At 64.5% G+C, this 20,377-nt stretch carries 19 protein-coding genes, 1 tRNA gene and 1 pseudogene; 15 read left to right on the forward strand and 6 right to left on the reverse strand.

The window, feature by feature from the left end:
- Positions 1-1,293 precede the first annotated feature (1,293 nt).
- Positions 1,294-1,905 carry an HAD family hydrolase gene (locus AB4Z55_RS18195; protein WP_369520234.1) on the forward strand — a complete coding sequence of 204 codons (612 nt, stop codon included), beginning with the start codon at positions 1,294-1,296 and terminating at the stop codon, positions 1,903-1,905.
- 1,070 nt (positions 1,906-2,975) lie between these two features.
- Here the strand turns inward: AB4Z55_RS18195 and AB4Z55_RS18200 are convergent.
- From AB4Z55_RS18200 to AB4Z55_RS18210, 3 genes are all read right to left on the reverse strand, one after another.
- A complete protein-coding gene (locus tag AB4Z55_RS18200) occupies positions 2,976-3,653 on the reverse strand; it encodes an HAD family hydrolase (protein ID WP_369520235.1) in 678 nt (225 codons plus the stop codon).
- Positions 3,654-3,738: 85 nt separating this feature from the next.
- Positions 3,739-4,293 (reverse strand): hypothetical protein, encoded by a 555-nt coding sequence (locus AB4Z55_RS18205; RefSeq protein ID WP_369520236.1) that lies wholly within the window; start codon positions 4,291-4,293, stop codon positions 3,739-3,741.
- Between the two features lie 353 nt (positions 4,294-4,646).
- Entirely contained in the window at positions 4,647-5,243 is a 597-nt protein-coding gene (locus AB4Z55_RS18210) for a hypothetical protein (protein ID WP_369520237.1), read from the reverse strand.
- A gap of 294 nt (positions 5,244-5,537) precedes the next feature.
- Between AB4Z55_RS18210 and AB4Z55_RS18215 the strand changes: the two genes are divergently transcribed.
- From AB4Z55_RS18215 to AB4Z55_RS18280, 14 genes and pseudogenes are all read left to right on the forward strand, one after another.
- Entirely contained in the window at positions 5,538-5,840 is a 303-nt protein-coding gene (locus AB4Z55_RS18215) for a hypothetical protein (RefSeq protein WP_369520238.1), read from the forward strand.
- Positions 5,837-6,112 carry a hypothetical protein gene (locus tag AB4Z55_RS18220; protein ID WP_369520239.1) on the forward strand — a complete coding sequence of 92 codons (276 nt, stop codon included), beginning with the start codon at positions 5,837-5,839 and terminating at the stop codon, positions 6,110-6,112. The genes AB4Z55_RS18215 and AB4Z55_RS18220 overlap by 4 nt, the downstream gene beginning before the upstream one ends.
- The gene (locus AB4Z55_RS18225; RefSeq protein WP_369520240.1) at positions 6,109-6,321 is read left to right on the forward strand and encodes a hypothetical protein; all 213 of its coding nucleotides are present in this window, start codon (positions 6,109-6,111) and stop codon (positions 6,319-6,321) included. Before AB4Z55_RS18220 ends, AB4Z55_RS18225 begins: the two co-directional genes overlap by 4 nt.
- 86 nt (positions 6,322-6,407) lie before the next feature.
- Positions 6,408-7,031 (forward strand): hypothetical protein, encoded by a 624-nt coding sequence (locus AB4Z55_RS18230; protein ID WP_369520241.1) that lies wholly within the window; start codon positions 6,408-6,410, stop codon positions 7,029-7,031.
- Positions 7,028-7,228, forward strand: a complete 201-nt coding sequence (locus AB4Z55_RS18235; protein ID WP_369520242.1) for a hypothetical protein — start codon at positions 7,028-7,030, stop codon at positions 7,226-7,228. Before AB4Z55_RS18230 ends, AB4Z55_RS18235 begins: the two co-directional genes overlap by 4 nt.
- Positions 7,229-7,388: 160 nt before the next feature.
- Positions 7,389-7,667: a hypothetical protein gene (locus AB4Z55_RS18240; RefSeq protein WP_369520243.1), complete on the forward strand. Its 279-nt coding sequence runs from the start codon at positions 7,389-7,391 to the stop codon at positions 7,665-7,667.
- On the forward strand, positions 7,660-10,017 hold the full coding sequence (locus AB4Z55_RS18245; RefSeq protein ID WP_369520244.1) for a type IV secretory system conjugative DNA transfer family protein: 2,358 nt from the start codon (positions 7,660-7,662) through the stop codon (positions 10,015-10,017). Before AB4Z55_RS18240 ends, AB4Z55_RS18245 begins: the two co-directional genes overlap by 8 nt.
- Positions 10,014-10,979, forward strand: coding sequence for a replication-relaxation family protein (locus tag AB4Z55_RS18250; RefSeq protein WP_369520245.1), 966 nt, complete (start codon positions 10,014-10,016; stop codon positions 10,977-10,979). Before AB4Z55_RS18245 ends, AB4Z55_RS18250 begins: the two co-directional genes overlap by 4 nt.
- Complete coding sequence (locus AB4Z55_RS18255; protein WP_369520246.1) at positions 10,976-12,037, forward strand: site-specific DNA-methyltransferase; 1,062 nt, start codon at positions 10,976-10,978, stop codon at positions 12,035-12,037. Before AB4Z55_RS18250 ends, AB4Z55_RS18255 begins: the two co-directional genes overlap by 4 nt.
- Before the next feature lie 102 nt (positions 12,038-12,139).
- On the forward strand, positions 12,140-12,466 hold the full coding sequence (locus AB4Z55_RS18260) for a hypothetical protein (protein WP_369520247.1): 327 nt from the start codon (positions 12,140-12,142) through the stop codon (positions 12,464-12,466).
- Between the two features lie 140 nt (positions 12,467-12,606).
- Positions 12,607-13,212 (forward strand): antirestriction protein ArdA, encoded by a 606-nt coding sequence (locus AB4Z55_RS18265; RefSeq protein ID WP_369520248.1) that lies wholly within the window; start codon positions 12,607-12,609, stop codon positions 13,210-13,212.
- Between the two features lie 80 nt (positions 13,213-13,292).
- Entirely contained in the window at positions 13,293-13,697 is a 405-nt protein-coding gene (locus AB4Z55_RS18270) for a helix-turn-helix domain-containing protein (RefSeq protein ID WP_369520249.1), read from the forward strand.
- A 153-nt stretch (positions 13,698-13,850) separates the two neighbouring features.
- Positions 13,851-14,363: an ImmA/IrrE family metallo-endopeptidase gene (locus AB4Z55_RS18275; protein WP_369520250.1), complete on the forward strand. Its 513-nt coding sequence runs from the start codon at positions 13,851-13,853 to the stop codon at positions 14,361-14,363.
- Between the two features lie 2 nt (positions 14,364-14,365).
- A pseudogene (locus tag AB4Z55_RS18280) lies at positions 14,366-15,394 on the forward strand (recombinase family protein); the annotation flags it as partial.
- Between the two features lie 625 nt (positions 15,395-16,019).
- Here AB4Z55_RS18280 and AB4Z55_RS18285 read toward each other — a convergent pair.
- The 3 genes from AB4Z55_RS18285 to AB4Z55_RS18295 all read right to left on the reverse strand — a co-directional run bounded on the left by AB4Z55_RS18285 (position 16,020) and on the right by AB4Z55_RS18295 (position 20,323).
- Positions 16,020-16,095: transfer RNA gene (locus AB4Z55_RS18285), tRNA-Arg, on the reverse strand.
- 56 nt (positions 16,096-16,151) lie between these two features.
- Positions 16,152-19,136 (reverse strand): SMC family ATPase, encoded by a 2,985-nt coding sequence (locus tag AB4Z55_RS18290; RefSeq protein ID WP_354560297.1) that lies wholly within the window; start codon positions 19,134-19,136, stop codon positions 16,152-16,154.
- Entirely contained in the window at positions 19,133-20,323 is a 1,191-nt protein-coding gene (locus AB4Z55_RS18295) for an exonuclease SbcCD subunit D (RefSeq protein WP_239403673.1), read from the reverse strand. The genes AB4Z55_RS18290 and AB4Z55_RS18295 overlap by 4 nt, the downstream gene beginning before the upstream one ends.
- Positions 20,324-20,377: the final 54 nt, after the last annotated feature.

Genomic DNA, 20,377 nt, shown 5'->3' on the forward strand with positions numbered 1-20,377 from the left:
ATCGTCAGGTAGCATCCCTGCAATCCCCTGCTAGACGACACCAGGAGTCCACGCTGACCGATCTTTCGCACTGGAACCGGTTCCGCCTAGACGAGACCAGGCTCCTCGAGACCAGACACTGGATCGTCGCAGTTAGACCACGCCAAATCACAATTGGAAGCTGCGCACTTCTGTTGAAGCGAAGTGCGCCCAAAATACCAGATCTCAAACGCGCCGAGATGCGCGACTTCCAAAGGGCAGTATCGGCTTTCGAATCGGTCGTCTCCCATGCTTTCCGGCCGGCGCATTTCAACTACGTCGCGTCCATGCAGCATGATCCTTCGGTCCATTTCCATGCCATCCCTCGCTATAGCGGACCCGTAAGATTTGGGGGTGCGTACTGGCATGATGATGACTGGCCGTTTTTTCTCGACTTCCCGCGCTCCTCAGAGGACACGTCCATCGCAGTGCTTTCAGCCGTCAAATCAAAACTATACGAGTCGGCCGTGGCCAAAGGATATGCAAAGTGACTGCTCCCATCAGTCGGCTCGAGATCGATGCCAGAATCCGAACTTCGATTCTTAACATGACCGAAGTATCGTCCGCGCTTATTGTTGGCTCACAATCAATCCTAAATGGTGACCAATTTTCCGATTTGGACTACTTCATATTCACTAGCAACATAGATGATTGGGATCGAGAGTACGTTATCCAGCTCCTCGCTGCTTGCGATTTAGAACCCCAGGTTGTGTACTGGAACGGCCTCACCAAGTTTCATTCCATTGTCAACGCAATCGGCGTAGATTTTAGCGTCCTCGATCGGTCGCGTGAAGATGATATCCGACGGTGGCCTACCTTGTTCTACTCGGTAGACGGAATCTTGAAGGATCACGATAATGTGGTTCGGAACAACACGCTTGATAGAGCGTCTTCTGCGAGCTCGAGTATCGAGAACACGCTAGACGGTGCACTCTACCATTTGTCGAACGTGGCCATTCAGCTCCGACGACGAGAGTTCCTCAACGCTCGATGCAGAATGACCGGAGTCGTTGAGTCGCTACTATGCCTAGTCGAGGAAAGAACTCTCGGCAGACCAAACTTTCGCGAACCGTCTCGGCGATTCGAGAGCAGGGCCGTGGATGGCGGCGATCTCGTTCACAGTTTGGCTTTTTCGGCATCGCCATCAGAGATGGTAAAGAACTGCCAGAGCGCCCTCAACTGGATAGAGTCGCGGAGCGAATCTGTTGCGTTACGAGAAGTCAAACTGGCGTTGATTCGCGAAATCCGGCACAACTTGCAGGAGGCCTGCTCCGCGTGAGACATCCGATCTTAGCGATAGATCTCGGCGGCGTGTTGCTCCACGATCCGACCCGTGGAAACTTCTGGCGCAACATCGCGCGTGGCGACGAGCAATTGGCAGCTGCGGCCAGGCATCGATGGCTTGCCGAACTTCGGACGCCATTCGAAACCGGACACTTATCTGAGAATGAGGTTTGGGGAGCACTCTCGCTTATCACTCGATTAAAACCCGAAGATATTCGTTCTCAGTTCTTGGGCGGGTTTACCGAGATCAACCTCGGCATCAGTGCACTCAGGAGTTTCTCCAGCACCGGCGGTAGAACGGTTCTTGCAACAAACCACTATGCCCCATGGCTTGATATCTGGAATCGAAAGTTTGCGTGGTTTCGTAAGATCGACTACATCGCGTGTTCCTCTGAAATGGGTTACCGAAAGCCGGATGAGAGGTATTTCGTGGAACTACTTGAGATTGTGAACGCTCCGGTTGAATCGGTGATCTTTGTTGACGACGATCTAACCAACATCGAATCAGCTCAGTCTTTGAATATCGAGTCTTTGTACGCCGACGGCTCTGACGCGTGGGTTAGATCACTGGGACTAGCGAACGAAGATACTTCGCATGGCTGATGATGCCCGAAGTCTGGTGAATCATGTGCGGCGCCAGCTAGCTGACTATACTGTCGAGTCTCCAGTTGACGAACACACTGATCCACGAATACATCAGTCGATAGAGTGGCTAATCTCGTCGCAACTCTCTTCCGGGGGATTTGGCAATGACAGTCCGGCTTATTCTGCGATCGCAGTGAAAACAATCCGGACGTGGCGGCCGGCGTGGGTAGAAACAGACGAGTTTTCACGCGCGGCAAGTCACATAATGTCATCCGCACCAGCGGGACGTATGGAAACAGTCTGGGACACAGCAATGGCGGTAATTGCCTTGCATGAGTCGCGCATTTCCGCCGTTCGTGAGTGGGTTGACCGAGCTACGAACTACTTGGCACTCATCACGCCCGATCCCCATTTGAAGCCCCATCACGCAGCGCAACTCGTAATTACTCTGACGTCTACTCAACCAAATTCTTCGAATATCTCGTTGTGGGTTTCTCTCCTACAGATCCATAGAATTCACCCGGCGACGCCTTATTGCCTAGGTCAAGTGTCGTCTGCGCTTTCTATCGCCCTGGATGCCAGTACGGACTTTCGTCTACAGTGCGATGAGCTGGCCGCATGGCTTGGCAGTGTAGACGTCACTAAAGCGAACTTCGTTGAGTATTGCTCCGCACTTATCGGACTGTCTGGGAGCACTCATCCGGCACATGCGGCCAGGGTGGCAGCATGCATCGATGATTTGTTCAACGACGGGCGAAGACTCGACGGTAGTTGGTATCACGACTCGTGGGAGACTAGCTGGGCTCTCGCCGCACTGCGTCTAGCATCAGCCCGTCAGGCTGTCACACTACCGGTTCACGATCTAGCGTTGATACTCGAAGAAGCCGAAGATCTGGCACAGAACCTCGAATCGGTATACGTAAAACAGTACAACAGCATAAACACTGGCTATTTCTGGCGAACGCTCACCTATAGCCAAGTCCTTCTTATCTTGACAGGACTTGCCATTTATGGACTATTTCTGTCTAAGGACTCAGGCTGGTATATTGGGTACATTTCATTGGTGCTTGTGCCTGGAATCGCTACCGTCAGGCAGCTATGGCAGCTGCACTCGAGGGTTGCAAATCGAGACTTATAAGATCTGCGACCGAGTCAAGGACTACACTAGCGCCAGAATCGACCAGCGTTTTCTCGTCGTAGCCCCCTGTTAAGACCGCGATAGCACTCAGCCCGTTCGTTACGGCTGCGACAACGTCCTTCGGAGTGTCTCCTACTACGAATCGCTCGTTAAAGTTGCGATCTGCTCGGCCGCTTATGGCCGACTTGACTAGATCGTTTCGGTTCGGCGCGTAATCGCCGAATGTGCCTGAGTCGAACAGATGCCATAGGCCGGCCTTTTCTAGCTTGGCGTGTGCTATTTCGCGCAAATTGCCTGACAATAGTTCGATTCTGTGTCCAGCATCACGAAGCCTTAGTAGCGTTTCCTCGGTTCCACGCACCGGTTCAATTTCGATATTTCGGGACACGCTTGCGTAGTACCGCGTCATTGTATTCTCGATCTTCACCAGGTTATCCCGGCTGAGTTCAATTGAGTGGCTTGTCGCCAAGCGCTGAATAATTTCGAAATCTGTACACCCGGAAAATTCGACCTCGTGGATCGAGACATCAACATTGACGACCTGATTAAATGCGACTGCGAAAGAGTCCTTATGCCCCTCAGCCGAGGCTATGATTGTTCCATCGATGTCGAAAAGATAGCAGTTCATAAACTCGTCTTAGTATATCACAAGAATGTATAGCTTACTAGTAAGGTAAAGCGGCACTCTATCTTTATACGAAGGTGACGATGGCTTACTGATCTAATATAAACGAGACTGCAGTGCGGTCGACTGGAGATTCGGCGTTGTTTGCCAATCCAGAGGTTCTTCCCTCGAGATAGAGCACCGCGTCATATACGTAGCACCCTGTCGAAAGCGAGTCGGCATCGGGGCCCGCAGCTTCAATCGTCTTTCGCGCCTCGAAGACGCGCTCCACAATGTGGCCGGTTGAGGAATCGCGAGTACGCTTGATTATGATTGTGCCGTCAGATCCGTAAATCCGGCCCATAACTGGCACCGAGATAGCAGCGAAGACAGTGTCTTGATTCTTGTTAGTTCGAACTATTGAGATTCCGCAGTCGTACAATCCCGCCAAGACATTCGTCCTGCCGGAAATCGGGTTCACGCTCCAGCCGAATCTGGAGCCGGTGCCGCTGCTGTTGGCAGACATCTCAAAATTATCGAGGGCCGACGTTAGAACGCTGTTGACCGCACTTGCCGCCTCTTCGAGACCGTCCGCACGCGACTCACTGGTAGGGAGCGACAAGATATCCATGCAGTAGGACGACGCCATGTCGAGCGCGTCCATAACTGCGGAGTACTCCCAACGCACGACGGTTGGACCAATCACGAGTCACCGACACTTTACTATAGGCATACGGACACTGTAGTGTACCAACCCCCGACCACCTCGGCACATGCCCCCCACCTGGCCCAAGTGCTGCGATGCGTGATCCGGGTGCGATGTCGCTTGGGAATGTCAAAGGCGTTATTTTTGGCGACGTCAGATCCCCGGGCGTGCCTTTCACGATCAGCACCTACGACCCACGTTCGCTCAACAAAACCTGACCCAATCCTATTACACCTTGACAAGGTGTCTTGATGGCGATGGCACTGCTCAGAGTTGGGACCTAATTGGCGACGTATTTGCGTGCGTGGCATTTACGCTGGCGGATTTGTGTCAATATTTTCTCCGGTGCGCATCAGACCTGCCTCAGCAGCGCGCTGTCGGAACGTCTGCAGTCTGACCGCGAATCGCGGATCAGCGGTCCACCCTGTCACCTGCCAAACAGGCCAGATCGGCATCTCCCACGTTGCTCGAACGCGTAACGACAGTTCATAGGGCTCAACGTTCACCGAAATCGGAAGTTCGTCAAGGATGACTCGGCTGTGCCATCTGTGGCCCCACTCGGACTCGGAGGAGTCATCGACCGCGAATGCGGTGTCGGCTACGTCGTCGTTGACCAGAATCTCGGGGCTCCGGAACGACTCTCGGTTCATCCAAAAGTCCAGCACGACGGTGGCCGTTGACCCCTGAAAGAGCCAGAACATGCCGACGGGACGGGACGTCTCAGTCAGATCTCGAGCTAGGCCCGCAAGTACCTCGATTCCGACATCGCTTCGCCGCAGCACAGTCCTCGCGTTCCACCCGATCTGGGTCTCGTAGGCAACCTGACGGGCTTCCAGCGACGGCCTGTGCGCGAGCAAGCCCTGGTCTGCGAGCCAGAAGAACGCACCGATCGGTTCCTCGGGATTCATGCCGTGCTGCTGTCGGAGTTCCTCGAGCCGAGTAACTGCGCGCTCCACACTGCCCTGTCCAAGGCAGTCGATCAGCCATGGGAGTCGAGCCAGTCGCTCGATGTACGGACCATTGCCTCGTCGCACGGCGCGAAGCTCGTCCCGCAGTCCCGCTCGCATGGGGTCGACGGTCGTAGGGCCAGCCATTACTTCATCGTGTCAGTTTTCTGTCAGTGAAGTCCGCTAGGTCATCCCTCAGTCTGGTCTCACCGGTCGGCAACCCGCTGACCACGACGAACGGTGAGGAACGAACAGGTGAGTGAACTGGAACGGTGGGGCAACTCGGGGTCGGCGATCGTGCCGTCGCGTGAGGAGCGCAACCACAAGAAGGCAGTCGCCCAGTTGATGCGCGAGACGCGCCTGACGGGCCTTCGGGTCGACGCCGAAGCCGCCCTGACAGGGAAGATCATGGAGCGGGCCGTCGACATCGACAACTACCGCAAGCAGCTCGCCAACGGCGACCCGGTGCTCGACGCGGTGCTCACGCGCATCGAGGTTGGGTTCGTCGCCAAGGTCGAGCGCATCCAGCACAACTTCGGTTCGGAGTTCCCGCTGTGACCGCCGCGCTCTTGGTCGGCACGTCCAGTTGGCTCGTCGGCGTCGCCGTCGGCGCCTCGGCTGTGTTCCTACACCTTCGGGGCCGGCGCTGTCCCGACCCGGCAGCGCACGTCTTGACCGACGCTGACCGCGAACAGGTCGAACGTGAGTTCGCTAGCCACGTGGCCGCGGCGCACCGCGCGGTGAGTGAGTTCGCGGATGCCCTTGCTGGAGACGACCGCATCCTCCGCGCCCGGCTCCGGCGCTTCGAAACGCAGGAGGGGCAATCGTGACGATCTTTGCGGTCGCCCTGGCGATCGGGTTGCTGTGCGTCATTCTCAGCGGTCTGCTGGCGACCGGGCCGGCAGCCACGACATCCGGCGCCGAACAGTTGCAGCGGACCCTTCGGGATGCCGACCAGAAAGTCGAAGACGAGTTTCGGCTCGCACGGCGAGCCATGAACGAGGCAGCGGGGCAGTCATGGCGCAACCTCGTCGACTAGCCCCGGACAGCAGCCGCCCGGACGTAGCCAGTCCGGGTCGAGCCGCAGAACCCATTCCACATCACGATCACGGAAGGACCCCGCAGGTGTCCACCTCACCGAAGACGACTCCGGACGGCAGCTGGCCCGGCAGACGTGATCTCGTCGCCGAACAGGCGACCGCTGCAGCCGCCGATCGTCAAGTCGACTACGTCCTCACCAGCGAGATCGACGACGCACGGGCACGGCTCAGCGCCTGGGTCCACGAACGCGCCGAGGCAACGGCGGAGCGCGTGGGGTTCAGATGGGCGCCGAGCGCCCACGCCCCATCCATCTACGCCGACCTGTGTATGGCGGTGTTCGCTTCGAGCGTCGTGGGGCACCCGCTCGCCGTATCGTCGCAGCACTCCGACGCCGTCATCCTGATCTCGCCGGAGGCCAACTACGCCTGGCGGTTCGTCCACGACGTGGCCCACGTTGAGCGCAAGTTGACCTTCTCGCTCCCGGACGAGTTCGCGCTGGCGCTCTGGCACCTCGACGAACTAGAGCGCGACGGCTTCTCCCCCGACGCCCTGGAGTACGCCTTCCTCAAGGCCGACACGCTCGGTCAGGTCATAGTCAACGCGCTGGCGCGTCGCTTCCCGGAGGATCAGGCGCGGTTCGCGCTGGAGTGCCAGCAGTTCGGCTTCGAGCAGGGCATCCTGCGCGAGATCGCCAGGGAGTCGTCGTGAGCGACGGCGCGTCGACCGGCGTGTTCAGCCGATTCATCCGCGGCTGCTTCTTGGTCCTCGCCGCGGCGATCGCGCTCAGCCTCGCCGTCGAGATCATGCGTGCGATTTGGGTGCCGTTGGTCGTCATTGTCGGCGTCGTCGCCGCGTTCTTGATTGCGGCCGTTGTATTCAATCGCTGGCGCCTAAATCGCTGGTGAAAATGGAGTAATTCGACTCCGAGACAGTCGGTTCCGTTCGGTGTTGTGCAATGAGCTTATGGTATTGACCGGTGCATTAAAGCATCATTAAATAGGGACATTGCGCGGTGCATCTGCGCACCATTAATCAAACTAATTCATTTCAAAGGAGGCTACCCCTATGTCCAAAACACCCCACTCAACATCCGGCAAGTCCCCGCGCGGCGGCCGACGCGGACGCGCTCGGCACCGCCAGATCAGCGTTCGGGGCATCCGCCGCGACCAGCCGGACATCGCCAAGCTTGGCCGGGCCGTCATCAGTTTGGCCCTGGCCGAGGCCGAGCGGGCTGCCGCTGCCGATGCCGCCGCGCGCGGCACGCAGGCGAAGACCCCGCCGCAGCTCGACGACCCGAACGGCAGCGACGAGCCCCGCCCGAACGACGGAGGGTCGCATGACTGAGACGCGTCCCGCTCGCCCTGACACGCTGGTCTGGCAGGAAGTGTTCTGGCCGGTGCCGTTTCCGGAGTCGTCGGCCGTGGCGCTCCTGCGGCACTTCGCAGCGCAGCGGCACGCCCCGCGCCTCATTCTGGAAGCGCGCGCCGACAGCGCGGGCGTGCAGTACGTGATCGGCTCGCAGGCCCGCCACGCTCCAGGCGTCCGCCGCGCCATCGAGCAGCTCGCCACCGGCAGCATCGTGACGTCGTTTCCGACAGACGAGCGCGAGGACGTCGACACGGCCCGGGCCATCCGACTCTCGACCGATCGGCGTCCGCTGGTGGCCTTCGACCCGGCGGCCTCGGCGCGCTCGGTCCTAACGGCCCTGACCGCCGTGGCGCCGCGCGAGGAACTGGTCCTCCAGGTCGTCCTGGCCGAACGCCGCACGCCGCGACCGGCGCCTCCCGCGCCGCCGAGCACCACGCAGTCGACCACCGCCAAGTTGGTGCGCGGCATCGACCGGACACCCTCGAACGAGGAACGAGCGGCTCTGGGCGCCAAGCTGGCGCAGCACGCCTTCGCGGCCACTGTCCGGATCGGCGCCACCGCCGCCACCCCGGAGCGTCGCCGCACCTTGCTGCTCGGCGTCGCCAGCGCCCTTGGCACCGCCGACGCCCCGGGCGTGCGCCTCACCATCGGCACCGCCAAGGCGGAGAAGCTCAACCGCGGGGAGACGACCGCCTGGTGGCTGGGAAGGGCACAGACCTGGAACGTGGCCGAGGTCAGTCACGTCCTCGGCTGGCCCATCGCCGGGCCCCACGACCCGCCGCTGCCCGGACAACCCGCCCAGCATCCGCGACCGCTCCGTCCCGCTCGGTTTGCTGAGGACGGCGATCGGATCGTCGCCGAGGCGACGGCGCCGGGGGCGAGCGGACAACTCGGCTACGGCATCACCGATGCCATGCGCCACACCTGGATGCTTGGTCCCAACGGCGTCGGCAAGAGCGCCCTCATGCTCTCGCTCATCTGTCAGGACATGGCTGCCGGACGCGGTGTCGTGGTCATCGAGCCCAAGGACTTGGTCGCCGACGTCCTGGCCCGCATCCCGACCGAGCGCCGCGACGACGTCGTCGTGCTCGACCCCCTCGATCCCGAACCCGTCGGCATCAATCCACTGGCGGGCAGCCGGGGCCGGCGCTGGCAGGTCACAGCCGACACGCTCTACGGGATGTTCCGGGCGCTCCACGGCGACGGACTGGGGCCGCGCTCGGCCGACATCCTGCGCAACGCCCTCGAGGTCCTGGCGCGCCGCGACGACGCCAGTCTGGTCATGCTGCCGCTGCTGCTGTCCAACACCGGGGTGCGCCGCTCGCTGACCCAGCACGCCATGCGCGACGACCCTTTCGCCGCCGGTCCGTTCTGGAGTTGGTTCGACAGCCTCTCCCCCGACGCCGCCGCCCGCGTCGTCGGGCCGCTGTCCAACAAGGTGCGTCCGCTGCTCTCACCAACGCTGCGCGCGGTCCTCTCCCAGCGCCGCCCCCGCTTCAACGTGCGCGAGGTCCTCACCGACAACAAGATCCTGCTGGTGCCGCTGCACGCCGGAACACTCGGGCCGGAGAACGTCCAACTGCTGGCGGCCGTCGTCATCGGGGAGCTGTGGCAAGCCATCCGCGAACGCGTCACCATCCCCGAGACCGAGCGCGCGCCGGTGAGCATCTATATCGATGAGGTGCAGGACTATCTGCGCCTGCCCACCGACCTGGCTGACGCGCTGGCCACCGCCAGAAGTCTGAGGGCCGGGTTCCACCTAGCGCACCAGTTCCGCACCCAGCTGCCACCCGCGATGCTGGCGGCCGTCGAGGCCAACGCCCGCTCGCGAATCGTCTTCCAGCTCGGCGCCACCGACGCCCGCGCCATGGCCACCGGGCAGTCGTTACTCGCGCCAGAAGACTTCAGCGCGCTCGGCAAGTACGAGATCTACGCCCAGGTGGTCCGGGATAACACCGTCCAACCATGGGCCTCGGGCCGCACGTTGCCGCCACCGCCGCGCTGCTCCGACCCGGAAGACATTCGCGCCCGCTCCCGGTCTCGCTACGGCCAACCCCTGAGCGACATTGAGGCGGGCTTCGCCGAACTGCTTAACCCACCGACTGAGCGGGTGAGCAACCGGCGCCGCCGATCCCACCCCGAGACCGCGTCGGCTGCTGGCCCCAATCCCGACCACGTAGACGACCAGGATGACGCCGCCGCCGGCTCTCGGCGCACCCGTGCGCGCCGCACCCATGACGGGCGACCCGACGCCGACACCCGCGCCGACGATGCCGAGGGCGACGCCTCGTCGCGCCGCTCCCGCCGAGGAGGAACGTCGTCATGAGGCACCCTCTCGACCACCCCATCGCGCACCCGACTGCCGCCCCGTCATCGGCGGTCCCAGGCCAATCACGGCCGCCACGCCGCCCGAAAGATGGCGCGCTCCCGCGCGCCATCCGCCAGACCCCGTCCGGCCGTCAGCGGACGTATCAGAAGCAGGTTGACGCCATCGCCCAGCGTCTGTCCGATCGCGATCTCGCCATTCTCGAAAGCGTGGCCGCGCACCGGTTCCTGACGATCGAACAGATCCAGGCCCTGCACTTCCGAGGACACGCCTCGCACGCGACTGCCGCCCGCGCTGCCAGACGCGCCGCCGCCCGGTTGCGCTCGCTCCGGGTGCTCGGCGAACTCGATCGCCGCGTCGGTGGCATCACGGCGGGGAGTAGTCCGCTGGCCCACTACGTCGACGTCGTGGGCGCGCGCATCCTCACGATGCGCAGCGGCCACACTTCGGCGCACCGGTTGCCGCCTGATCCGTCCACGCGGTTCCTCGACCACTGCCTGGCCATCGCGGACGCCCGCGTCGCCGTGCAGTCCGCCGTCGACACCGACCCGGACGTCACGATCACCGAACTCGCCATCGAGGGCGCGGCTGCGCGCCGCTACGCCGGTCCCGGCGGGGCAGGGCAGTCGCTCCGTCCCGACATGTACCTCGTCACCCAAACCACCGAATACGAGGATGCCTGGTTCATCGAGATCGACCGCGGCACGGAGTCGATCCCGACGCTCATCAAGAAATGCCAGCAGTACGTCGACTACCGCGCCAGCGGCCAGGAACAGGAACGCACCGGCTTCTTCCCCCTCGTCATCTGGTCCATGACGGCCACGACACCAGAACGAGCCGCTCGCCGCCGATCAGCCCTCGCCGAAGCCATCGACCGCGACCCGCGCCTGCCGAGCGACCTGTTCCGCATCGTGGCGCCCGGTGACCTGCCGGCGCTCATCCTGCAGGGAGGCGACCTATGACGGCATCGCCATCACCGTCACCGCTGCTGCCGCGCCGCGAACTCCTCATCGGCGATGCCACCACGCGGCTCCGATCCCTGCCGGATGCGTCCATCGACACCGTCCTCACCAGCCCGCCGTACTTCCGCCTGCGTGACTACGGCATCACCGGGCAACTCGGCCTCGAAAGCTCAGTCGACGAGTGGGTGACGGGTCTGGTGGCGGTGCTCGACGAACTCGCCCGGGTCCTCGTGCCCACCGGCACCGTCTGGCTCAACCTCGGCGACAGCTACTCCGCGCACCCCCGTGACGGGGCTGAGCGGAAGTCACTGCTGCTGGCGCCGGAGAAGCTGGCCATCGCACTGCAAGCAAACGGCTGGATCATCCGCAACAAGATCATCTGGGCCAAACCCAACCCGATGCCCTCCAGTGTCCGCGACCGACTCTCCTGTACCTACGAAGTCGTCTACCTCCTCGCTCGCCACCCGACGTACTTCTTCGACCTCGACGCCATCCGCCAACCCCACCGATCGGCCGCGGCCGCGAGCGCGGATGCACAGTCGGCGAGGAAGACCCGCGAAGCCTGGCGCGGCCCCAACAGCAACACCGCCGTCGGCCTCGACATCGTGCGCCGGGACGGCCGCGTCGGTCACGTTCTCGGCAAGAACCCGGGCGACGTCTGGGTCATCGCGCCCGGCTCCGTCCGAGGCAGCAAGCATCACGCCGTCTTCCCAGAACGTCTCGCCGCACGCTGCATCGCCGCCGGCTGCCCGGAAGCCCGCTGTCAGACCTGCCGACTGCCGTGGCGCCGCGACGTCATCCGGCGTCTCGGAGCCACCGCCGTAAGAAGCGCCCTGCACCCGACGTGCCAGTGCGAGGCACCACCGGAACCAGGCATCGTGCTCGACCCATTCATGGGCGCCGGTACGACCGCCGTCGCCGCCGAGACCCTCAAGCGTGACTGGCTCGGCATCGAACTCAATCCCGACTTCGCCGCCGCCGCGTCCGCTCGCATTCGAACCGAACGTCAACGGCGGGCCAATCAGCAGCGCGCCGGACCCGAACCCGCCGCTGCCTGAACCGTTCGCAAACGGACAGGGCCGAGGCCTCGTCGGTGCCATGCGGCTGACCCCGCGATCTCACAGGAGATCGCCAGCCGCACCACCACCGAGGAGGTCCCCATGTCCGCACCGGACGACCCCAAAGCAGGGGTCAAGACGCTTGCTGTGCGTCTCAAAGGCGCGGTGCACGCGCAGCTGGCTCTGATCGCCAACCTGCGCGGCAGCACCATCACCGACGAGATCAACGCAGCCCTGGACGCCCACATCGCGGCAGCCAAGGACGCCCACGATCTCGCCAACCGCGCCGACGAGGCGCTCGCCGACATCGAACGCGACGCCGCCGCCCGCCGCGACGCCATCGCGGCGCTGTTCGGCACCGCGCCGCCGCCGACGTCTTCCAAGAGTCCCGCCCGTGGCCGCAAAGCCACGGACGGACCGGCCACCTAAGAGCAAGCCGGTCGCCCCGGCCCTCACTCCCCCGAAGCGGCGGGCGCACGAATGATCCTCCGGCACCTGCCGCCGCGACCATCCGTGCTGTCCGCCCTTCGGGGGCCCACTCACCACCAACGCAATCGAAAGGAGGACACATGAACCACGAACCACAGCCACCAAAATACGCGCCGACCCAAGAACCAGCGCACACGCCGGAGCACGATCGGCTCCACGATCCGCCGCGCATCTACGTCGCCAGCCTGGCCGACTACGTCGACGGACGCCTGCACGGCACCTGGTTAGACGCCGCCCGCGAACCAGACGCCGTCGCCGCCGACATCCAGAAGATGCTGGCGCGCTCGCCAGTCCCCGGCGCCGAAGAGTTCGCCATCCACGACTTCGAGAACTTCGGATACCTCCGCCTCGGCGAGTACGACCAACTCGACTGGGTCTGCGCCGTCGCACGCGGCATCGCCGAGCATGGTCCGGCGTTCAGCGCATGGGCCGATGTCATGGACGGCAACCTCGACGGCCTCGCGCACTTCACCGACAACTACCTCGGCGACTACCCGACGCTCCGCGACTACGCCACCGAACTGCTCGACGACTACGGGCTCGACGAACTGCTCGACCGCGTCGTCCCTGAGTCCCTGCGCGGTTACGTGAAGGTGGATATCGATGGATACGCCCGCGATCTCGAACTCAGCGGCTCGGTGGCCACCTACCCGCACGAATCGGGCGTCTGGGTATTTACGGGGTAGGGCGAGCTGACCCGGACCCCGAAAGTTGTTAAGCGAACCTTAAATTCATTGCACCAATGCACCGTGTCAATTAGAATTGATTGATAGAGAAGGAAATTCACGCAATGAACAATGTACAACGCCGTGTCATCGGCCACCTCGTTCGAAAAGAACGTATCGCACAGCACCTGAGCGCCCAGACCGTCGCCGACCGCGCCGGGATCAATAAGTCCACGCTCATCCGTATTGAGAACGGCGACATCGCCAACCCGACTGTCGACAGTCTCAAGCATATCGGCGACGTGCTCGACATCCCCGTGGCGGATCTGTACACCGCGGCCGGGTGGCTGCCCAGCAGCCAACTGCCGACACCCGCGATCTACCTCAAGGCGAAGTTCAAGCATCTCCCGCCATCTGCCATCGCGGAGATCGAGACCCACATCGAGCGAATCGCCGCCACCCACGACCGGGCCGCGTCGGGACCACAACCGGGCGAAGACGAATAGCACTAAAGATCATGAAGGGAGGGAAATGATATGCCACACAACGCACTCGATCACGCAGGCGCCTTGCGACGTCTCCGCAAGCTCGTGCCGCACCGCCCACTCAGTATCGACGAAGCCCTCCACATCGCCGAACTACAGGCCTCACATCTGCTCATGATGCACCACGTCGACGCGCCTCCCATCTCCGAGGAAGTCATCCTGAGCCTCCCCAAGATCCGACTCGAACACGTCGCATCGCCGCTTTCCGGCGCGTGCTACTGGGATGGCACGGAGTGGGTTATCGAAGTCAACCAACAGCAGCGGTTCACCCGGCAGCGCTTCGTGACCGCCCACGAGTTCAAACACATCATCGATCACGGCTACACCGACTACCTGTACCCGCCGATCACCTGCGATCACCAACTCGACCACGCTGAGTACGTCGCCGACTACTTCGCCGGCTGCCTACTTGTTCCCCGAGTGTTGCTCAAACGCGCGTACATGCAGGGACTCCAAAGCGTCCACGATCTCGCCGACCTGTTCCAGGTCTCTGAGCGGTCAATCACCATTCGCCTCAATCAAATCGGCATCGTCGACGCGACGCCGCGCTGCATGGGCCGCCACCATGCGGTTCGTTCGACACAACTCGCTGCAGCGCCGGTCCGCACTCCAGGAGATCAACAATGACCATGACCACCGATCCGCGCTCAGATCAGGACGGAACCGGGGATGCGCGACGCGGCGTCATCTACGCGCGCGTTTCGACCGCCGATCAGGCAACCCGTGGCGGGGAGCGGGATGGGTTCTCCATACCTGCACAGATCGAGCAATGCCAACGCAAAGCCGAGTCCTACCAGTGCGAGGTCGTGCGGGACTTCGTTGAACGTGGCGAGTCAGGAACGTCCACCGCCAACCGGCCGGCACTCAAGGAGATGCTCGACTTCATCGAAACGAACGGCATCGAGTACGTCTTCGTCCACAAGCTCGACCGCCTGGCACGGAACCGACGCGACGACGTCGAGATCACCTGGCGGATACAGCAAGCAGGAGCGCGCCTGATCTCGTGCACTGAGAACATTGACGAGACGGCGTCGGGCATGCTGCTCCACGGCATCATGAGTTCCATCGCCGAGTTCTACTCGCGCAACCTTGCTACCGAGGTCGTCAAGGGCATGGAGCAGAAGGCACGGACGGGGGGAACGCCGGGACTCGCTCCCCTCGGATACCGAAACGTCGCCGCCATCAACGCCGACGGTCGTGAGATCCGAACGGTTGACATCGATCCCGAGCGAGGGCCGCTCATCACCTGGGCCTACCAGCAATACGCCACCGGCGCTTGGACACTCCGAACATTAACGGAGGCGCTCGAAGCCAAGGGGTTCACCTCACGCGGCGCACGTAACCGCCCAGGGCAACCGATCAGAATCAACTCACTCAGTAAGCTCCTGCGCAACCCGTACTACAAGGGCGAGGTTGTCTACCGCGAGATTTCATATCCGGGACGACACGAGCCCCTGATCGATCCGCAAACGTGGGAACAAGTTCAGGTCGTCCTGGGCGAGCACGCGAGCGGCGAGAAGCAACGCGAACATCCGCACTACCTGAAGTCCTCGGTGTTTTGCCGCTGCGGAAGCCGCCTCGTGGTGACGATGGCCAAGAACCGCCAAGGTCGGATCTACCCCTACTTCATGTGTATCGGCCGCCACCAGAAGCGAAATGACTGCTACCAAAAAGCGATCCCCATCGACATCGCCGAGAGCCTGGTGGAGGATCTGTACCGCGACGTACAGCTGACGCCCGAGCAGCACGAATCGGTCAGTTCGTTCGTTCAGGCCGAGTTGTCGAATAGTCAGGCAGCCGTGGATCAGGCGCACCGGGAACTGACCACTCAGAAGGACCGCTTGCTAACCGAACGCACTCAACTCCTTCGCGCGCACTACGCAGGTGCCGTACCGCTCGACCTCCTCAAGACCGAGCAAGACCGTATTGCCCGACAGCTCGCCACAATCGAGACGCAGATGGAGAGATCGATCACCAAAGCGGTCGAGATCGAGCACAACCTCCAGCTCGCGATGCGTTACGCAGCGAACTGCCACATGGGTTACATGGCTGCCGCACCATCCGTCCGTCGGCTCTACAACCAGGCTTTTTTCATAAAGATCGAGCTGGGTGAGGACGAGGCCACGGGGACCTTGAAGGAACCGTTCGAGTCCATACGAACCGCCGCCTCGACGGTCGGACGCGAATCTGCGGCGTCTCCGGCCCTCGGACCTCAGAACCCGGGCGACCTCGAGAAACAGAACAAACCCGCGCACGTAGACGCGGGTTTGAAAGAAACGGTGTTGGTGCCCCCGGCAGGATTCGAACCTGCGGCCTTCTGCTCCGGAGGCAGACGCTCTATCCCCTGAGCTACGGGGGCTCATCGGGCGGGACTCAGCCTAGCGCACTGTTCCACCGGCATCCCAATCGGGCAGCTCACGACACGCCGAGGGGGCTCTGCACCCGCACCGACGACCCGTGCTCACCGCGCAGGACATGCAGTTGGGCCGGGATTCGTGCCCGGAGTTCGTCGACATGACTCACCACGCCGACGACACGCCCACCGGTCCGGAGGTCGTCGAGAACACCCATCACGAGGTCGAGCGCCTCGGGGTCGAGGGTGCCGAATCCCTCGTCGATGAAGATGGTGTCGAGCACGCGTCCGCCCGACTCCGCGGAGACGACGTCGGCGAGGCCGAGTGCGAGAGCGAGCGATGCGAAGAACGTCTCCCCGCCGGACAGGGTCGTCGTCGCCCGGAGTGCACCGGTGTACTCGTCGCGCACCTCGATGCCCAGGCCGCCGCGCCGGCCCCGGACACCCGCGGCGTCGGTGTGGACGAACTCGTAACGGCCCGAGGACATCTCACGCAACCGGCCGGACGCGGCGACGAGCACTTCATCGAGGCGCGCGGCCAGCACGTACGACCGCAGGGACATCCGGCGCGCATTCTGGCCTCGCCCACTGACCAGCTCGGCCAGTCCCTGGAGTTCGGCGTGACGGTCCCGCATCGGCGCCAGGGCGTCGAGGGCCGCCCAGAACTGGGTGACGAACTCCTCGAGCCCCGCCGCCTGCCGACCGGCCACGGCGTGTGCCTTCGACGCGGTGTCGAGGCGGCGGCGCGCGGCATCGCGATCGGCGGTGAGGCGGTCGAGGTCCGGCTCGGGAGCCGTCATCGCAGCCCGCACATCGTCGTCGGCGAGGGTCTCCTCCGCGGCGGCGCGCAGACTCGCCGCCTCCTGCAGCATCGCGTCCCACGCGGCGATGCGGGTATCCGGGGCGAACGCCGCCCGAACCGCCGTGACGTCGTCGAATCCCGCGCCGGCGCAGGCAGCGGACAACCGGTCGGTCGCCTCGGCCACCCGATCCCGTGTTCGCGCGGCCTCCTGGCGGGCGTCGCGCAACCGACGTGCGCGGCGGACCAGGTCGGCGAGTTCACGTCGCCGCTCGGCGACCCCGCCGCGCCCACCGGTCGCTTCGCGGACTGCCGCGTCGAGCTCGGTGAGGTTCTCGCGCAAGGAGTTCACGCGCTCGCGACGCGCCGACTGTCCCGCCTCGGTGTCGGCGATGACGGTGCGCCACGCATCGATCTCGGCGTCGATCCGGTCGACGGCCTTCTGCAGTGCGGGAAGTCGAGACGCGGCACGCTCCGCCGCCGCGAGTTCGGCACTCACACGGGTGAGGTCGGCATCGACGGTCGCGGCGTCGGCACCGCCGATGACGGCGTCGAGATGGGCGCGGCGTTCGCCGAGCGCGGCCACCGCGGATTGCGCGATGGCCTTGATCGCACTCGCCCGCTCCTCGGCTGCGGTCGCCTCCTCCTCGTCGGTGGCCGTCTCGAGCGAGGCGGCGACATCCGTTGCCGGCTGCGGGTGCGCAACCGAACCGCAGACGACGCACGGCTCTCCGTCGACGAGCTCGCCTGCCAGTTCCACGGCCATCCCGGCGAGGCGGCGTTCCCGGGCGTCGAGCACCCGCTCCCGGGCGTCGGTATGCGCGTCGCGTGCGCCGAGCAGCTCCTTGTCGGCGGCGGCGAGCCGCACGAGGACCTCGTCCCGGTCGGTCAGGGCGTCGCGGACCCGTCGCAGTGCGTCACGCTCGGCCCGCAGCTTCGGGGCCTGTATGCGCAGGTCTCCGGCTGCCTGGAGCGCGTCGGCGGCCTCGGCACGCCGACCCGGTGCGGCCTCGAGCGACTCCCGCGTCTGGGCGACCCGGCGATCGGCGTCGGCGAGGGCCGTGTCGAGTGCATCTATCTCGGCGACCAGTGCCGGCCGCTGCGCAACCCGCTGGGCGAGGGGTTCCCATCGACCCGATTCCTCGGTCCAGCGGTCGATCGCGGCGTCCAGGCGCTCGTCGAGGTCCGCGTCCGGCTCGACGGCACACAGGATCTCGCCCTCGGGCATCCGGCACAGTTCGGCACGCGCAGCGGCAACGGACTGTTCGGCGGCCGAGAGTTCGCGCGCCACCCGGTCGGAGTCGTCGGCGAGCGGCACGATCGGCGCCGCCCGCAGCGCGAGCCGGCGAGCGTGCGCGGCGGCCGCCAGCGACTGCTCCCCGTCGGCGAGCCGGGCCAGACGCTCGGTGGCCGCACGCCCCCGGCGTCGCAGCTCCACGAGCCGGCTCCCGCTCTCGTGGGCGGCCTGCGCCTGGTCCGCCGCAGCCTGTGCCGCAGTCGATTCCGCGAGCGTGCGCTCCGCGACCGCCCGGGCACGCTCGAGACACTCCTGCGCCCAGTCGAAGTCTGGCTCGGCGGCCGGGTCGGCACCACCGACCGCCACGATCTGGCCGGCGATCCGGTCGAGCACCGCGGTCTGCTCGGTCAGCCTGGCCGCGCTCTCGCGGGCCCGCTCGCGCAGCCACTCCTCCAGATCACCGAAACGTTCGGTGTCGAACAGCCTCTCCAGCAACGCTTCCCGCTCATCGGAGTGCGCGCGCAGGAACCGTGCGAAGTCGCCCTGGGGCAGCAGCACCACCTGGAAGAACTGGTCGGCACTCATCCCGAGCAGCCGGACCACCGCGTCACCGATCTCGGGGATACGGGTCAGGTCGGGACCTGACCCGTCCACCCACATCAGCGTCGCCCGGGCGTTCACCTTACGGGTGCCGTTCCCGCGCTTCTTGGGTCGCTCGTGCTCGGGCGACCGCGTGATCCGCAGACGACGGGACGCGATGGTCGCCTCCAGTTCGACCTCCGGGATCTCGTCGGCCGCCGCGTGATCCGAATGCAGTCGCCGATTGACGTCACGCACGCCAGGGACCCGCCCGAACAACGCGAAGGCCACGGCGTCGAGCACCGTCGTCTTACCCGCACCGGTCTGGCCGTGCAACAGGAACAGTCCGTCGCCGCCGAGGTCGTCGAAGTCGACGGTGATCTCGTCGGCAAAGGGGCCGAACGCGCGGATGCGCAAGCGATGCAACCTCATGCGGATTCCGCGACGATCGCCTCGATGTCGAAGAGAGTCAGTTCGGCGGCGTCGGATTCGGGCTCGCCGACCACGGCGCGCAGTGCCCGCTCGAGGAGCACCCGCTCCCCCTTCGTCGGCTCATCGCGCACGTCGGAGATGAACGAGGCGACGATCTCGGCGTCGCTCCGCCCACGCACACGGGACCGGTAGTCGACCCCGGAGCCGGAATGCGGACGCTCCCACTGCACGTGGACGGCGAACGGGAAACGCTCACGCAGGCGTCGCATCGCATCGGTGGGGCGGACCGGGTCGGTCAGCGTCACCTCGACGTAGTGGTCCTGCGCCGCGTCGTACTGCTGATCAGTCAGCAGATCGCCGAGAACGCCGGTGAGGGAGCTCAATTCGCGAACGACGGGCAGCTCGTGCGGACGAACCTCCGCGACACCGTCGGCGTCGAGGTCGATCACCAGGGCGGCCTTGCGATGGGTTCGCTCGCCGAAGGAGTACGGCAGCAACGACCCGCTGTACCGGACGGTGTCGGTGACGCGCTGCGGCGAGTGCAGATGACCGAGTGCCACGTAGTCTGCCCCGGAGAACGTCTCGGCGGGAACGGTTTCGACACCGCCGACGCTGATCGAGCGCTCCGACCCGGAGGCGGCGGCCCCGCTGACGAAGGCATGCGCCACCACCACGGACCGGGCGCGGCGCGCGGCGAGGTCGGTGCGGACCCGCGTCATGGCGGCGTCGAGCACCGCGGTGTGGCCGCCGGCCGACTCGACCCCGAGGTGGCGGCGCGCGGTGTCGGGTTCGAGATACGGGATGCCGTAGATCGCGACGTCGCCGTGGGCGTCGGCGAGCAGGACCGGCCGGTCGATGTCGGCGATCGAGGTCCGCAGGTGCAGGCCGCCGGCCGCCGCGAACCCCGATCCGGCGCCGAGCCGGGTGGGTGAATCGTGATTGCCCGAGGTGACGACGATCTGCGCTCCCGCAGCGGCGATCTCGGCCAGGCCCTCGTCGTACACCCGCACCGCGTCCGCGGACGGGACAGACCGGTCGTAGACGTCCCCGGCGACGATGACGGCGTCGGCCGACTCCGCCGCGACGAGCTCGGCCAGGTGGGTCAGCGCGCGGCGCTGGTCGGCGAGGAGCTCGACCCCGTGGAACGTCCGGCCCAGGTGCCAGTCGGAGGTGTGCACGATCCGCATGGGCGCAACCTTACGGTCGGGTCCCGACAGATCGTGGGACGCGCGCTCGCCGGC

The sequence above is a fragment of the Gordonia sp. ABKF26 genome (assembly GCF_041103195.1).
Taxonomy (GTDB): domain Bacteria; phylum Actinomycetota; class Actinomycetes; order Mycobacteriales; family Mycobacteriaceae; genus Gordonia; species Gordonia terrae.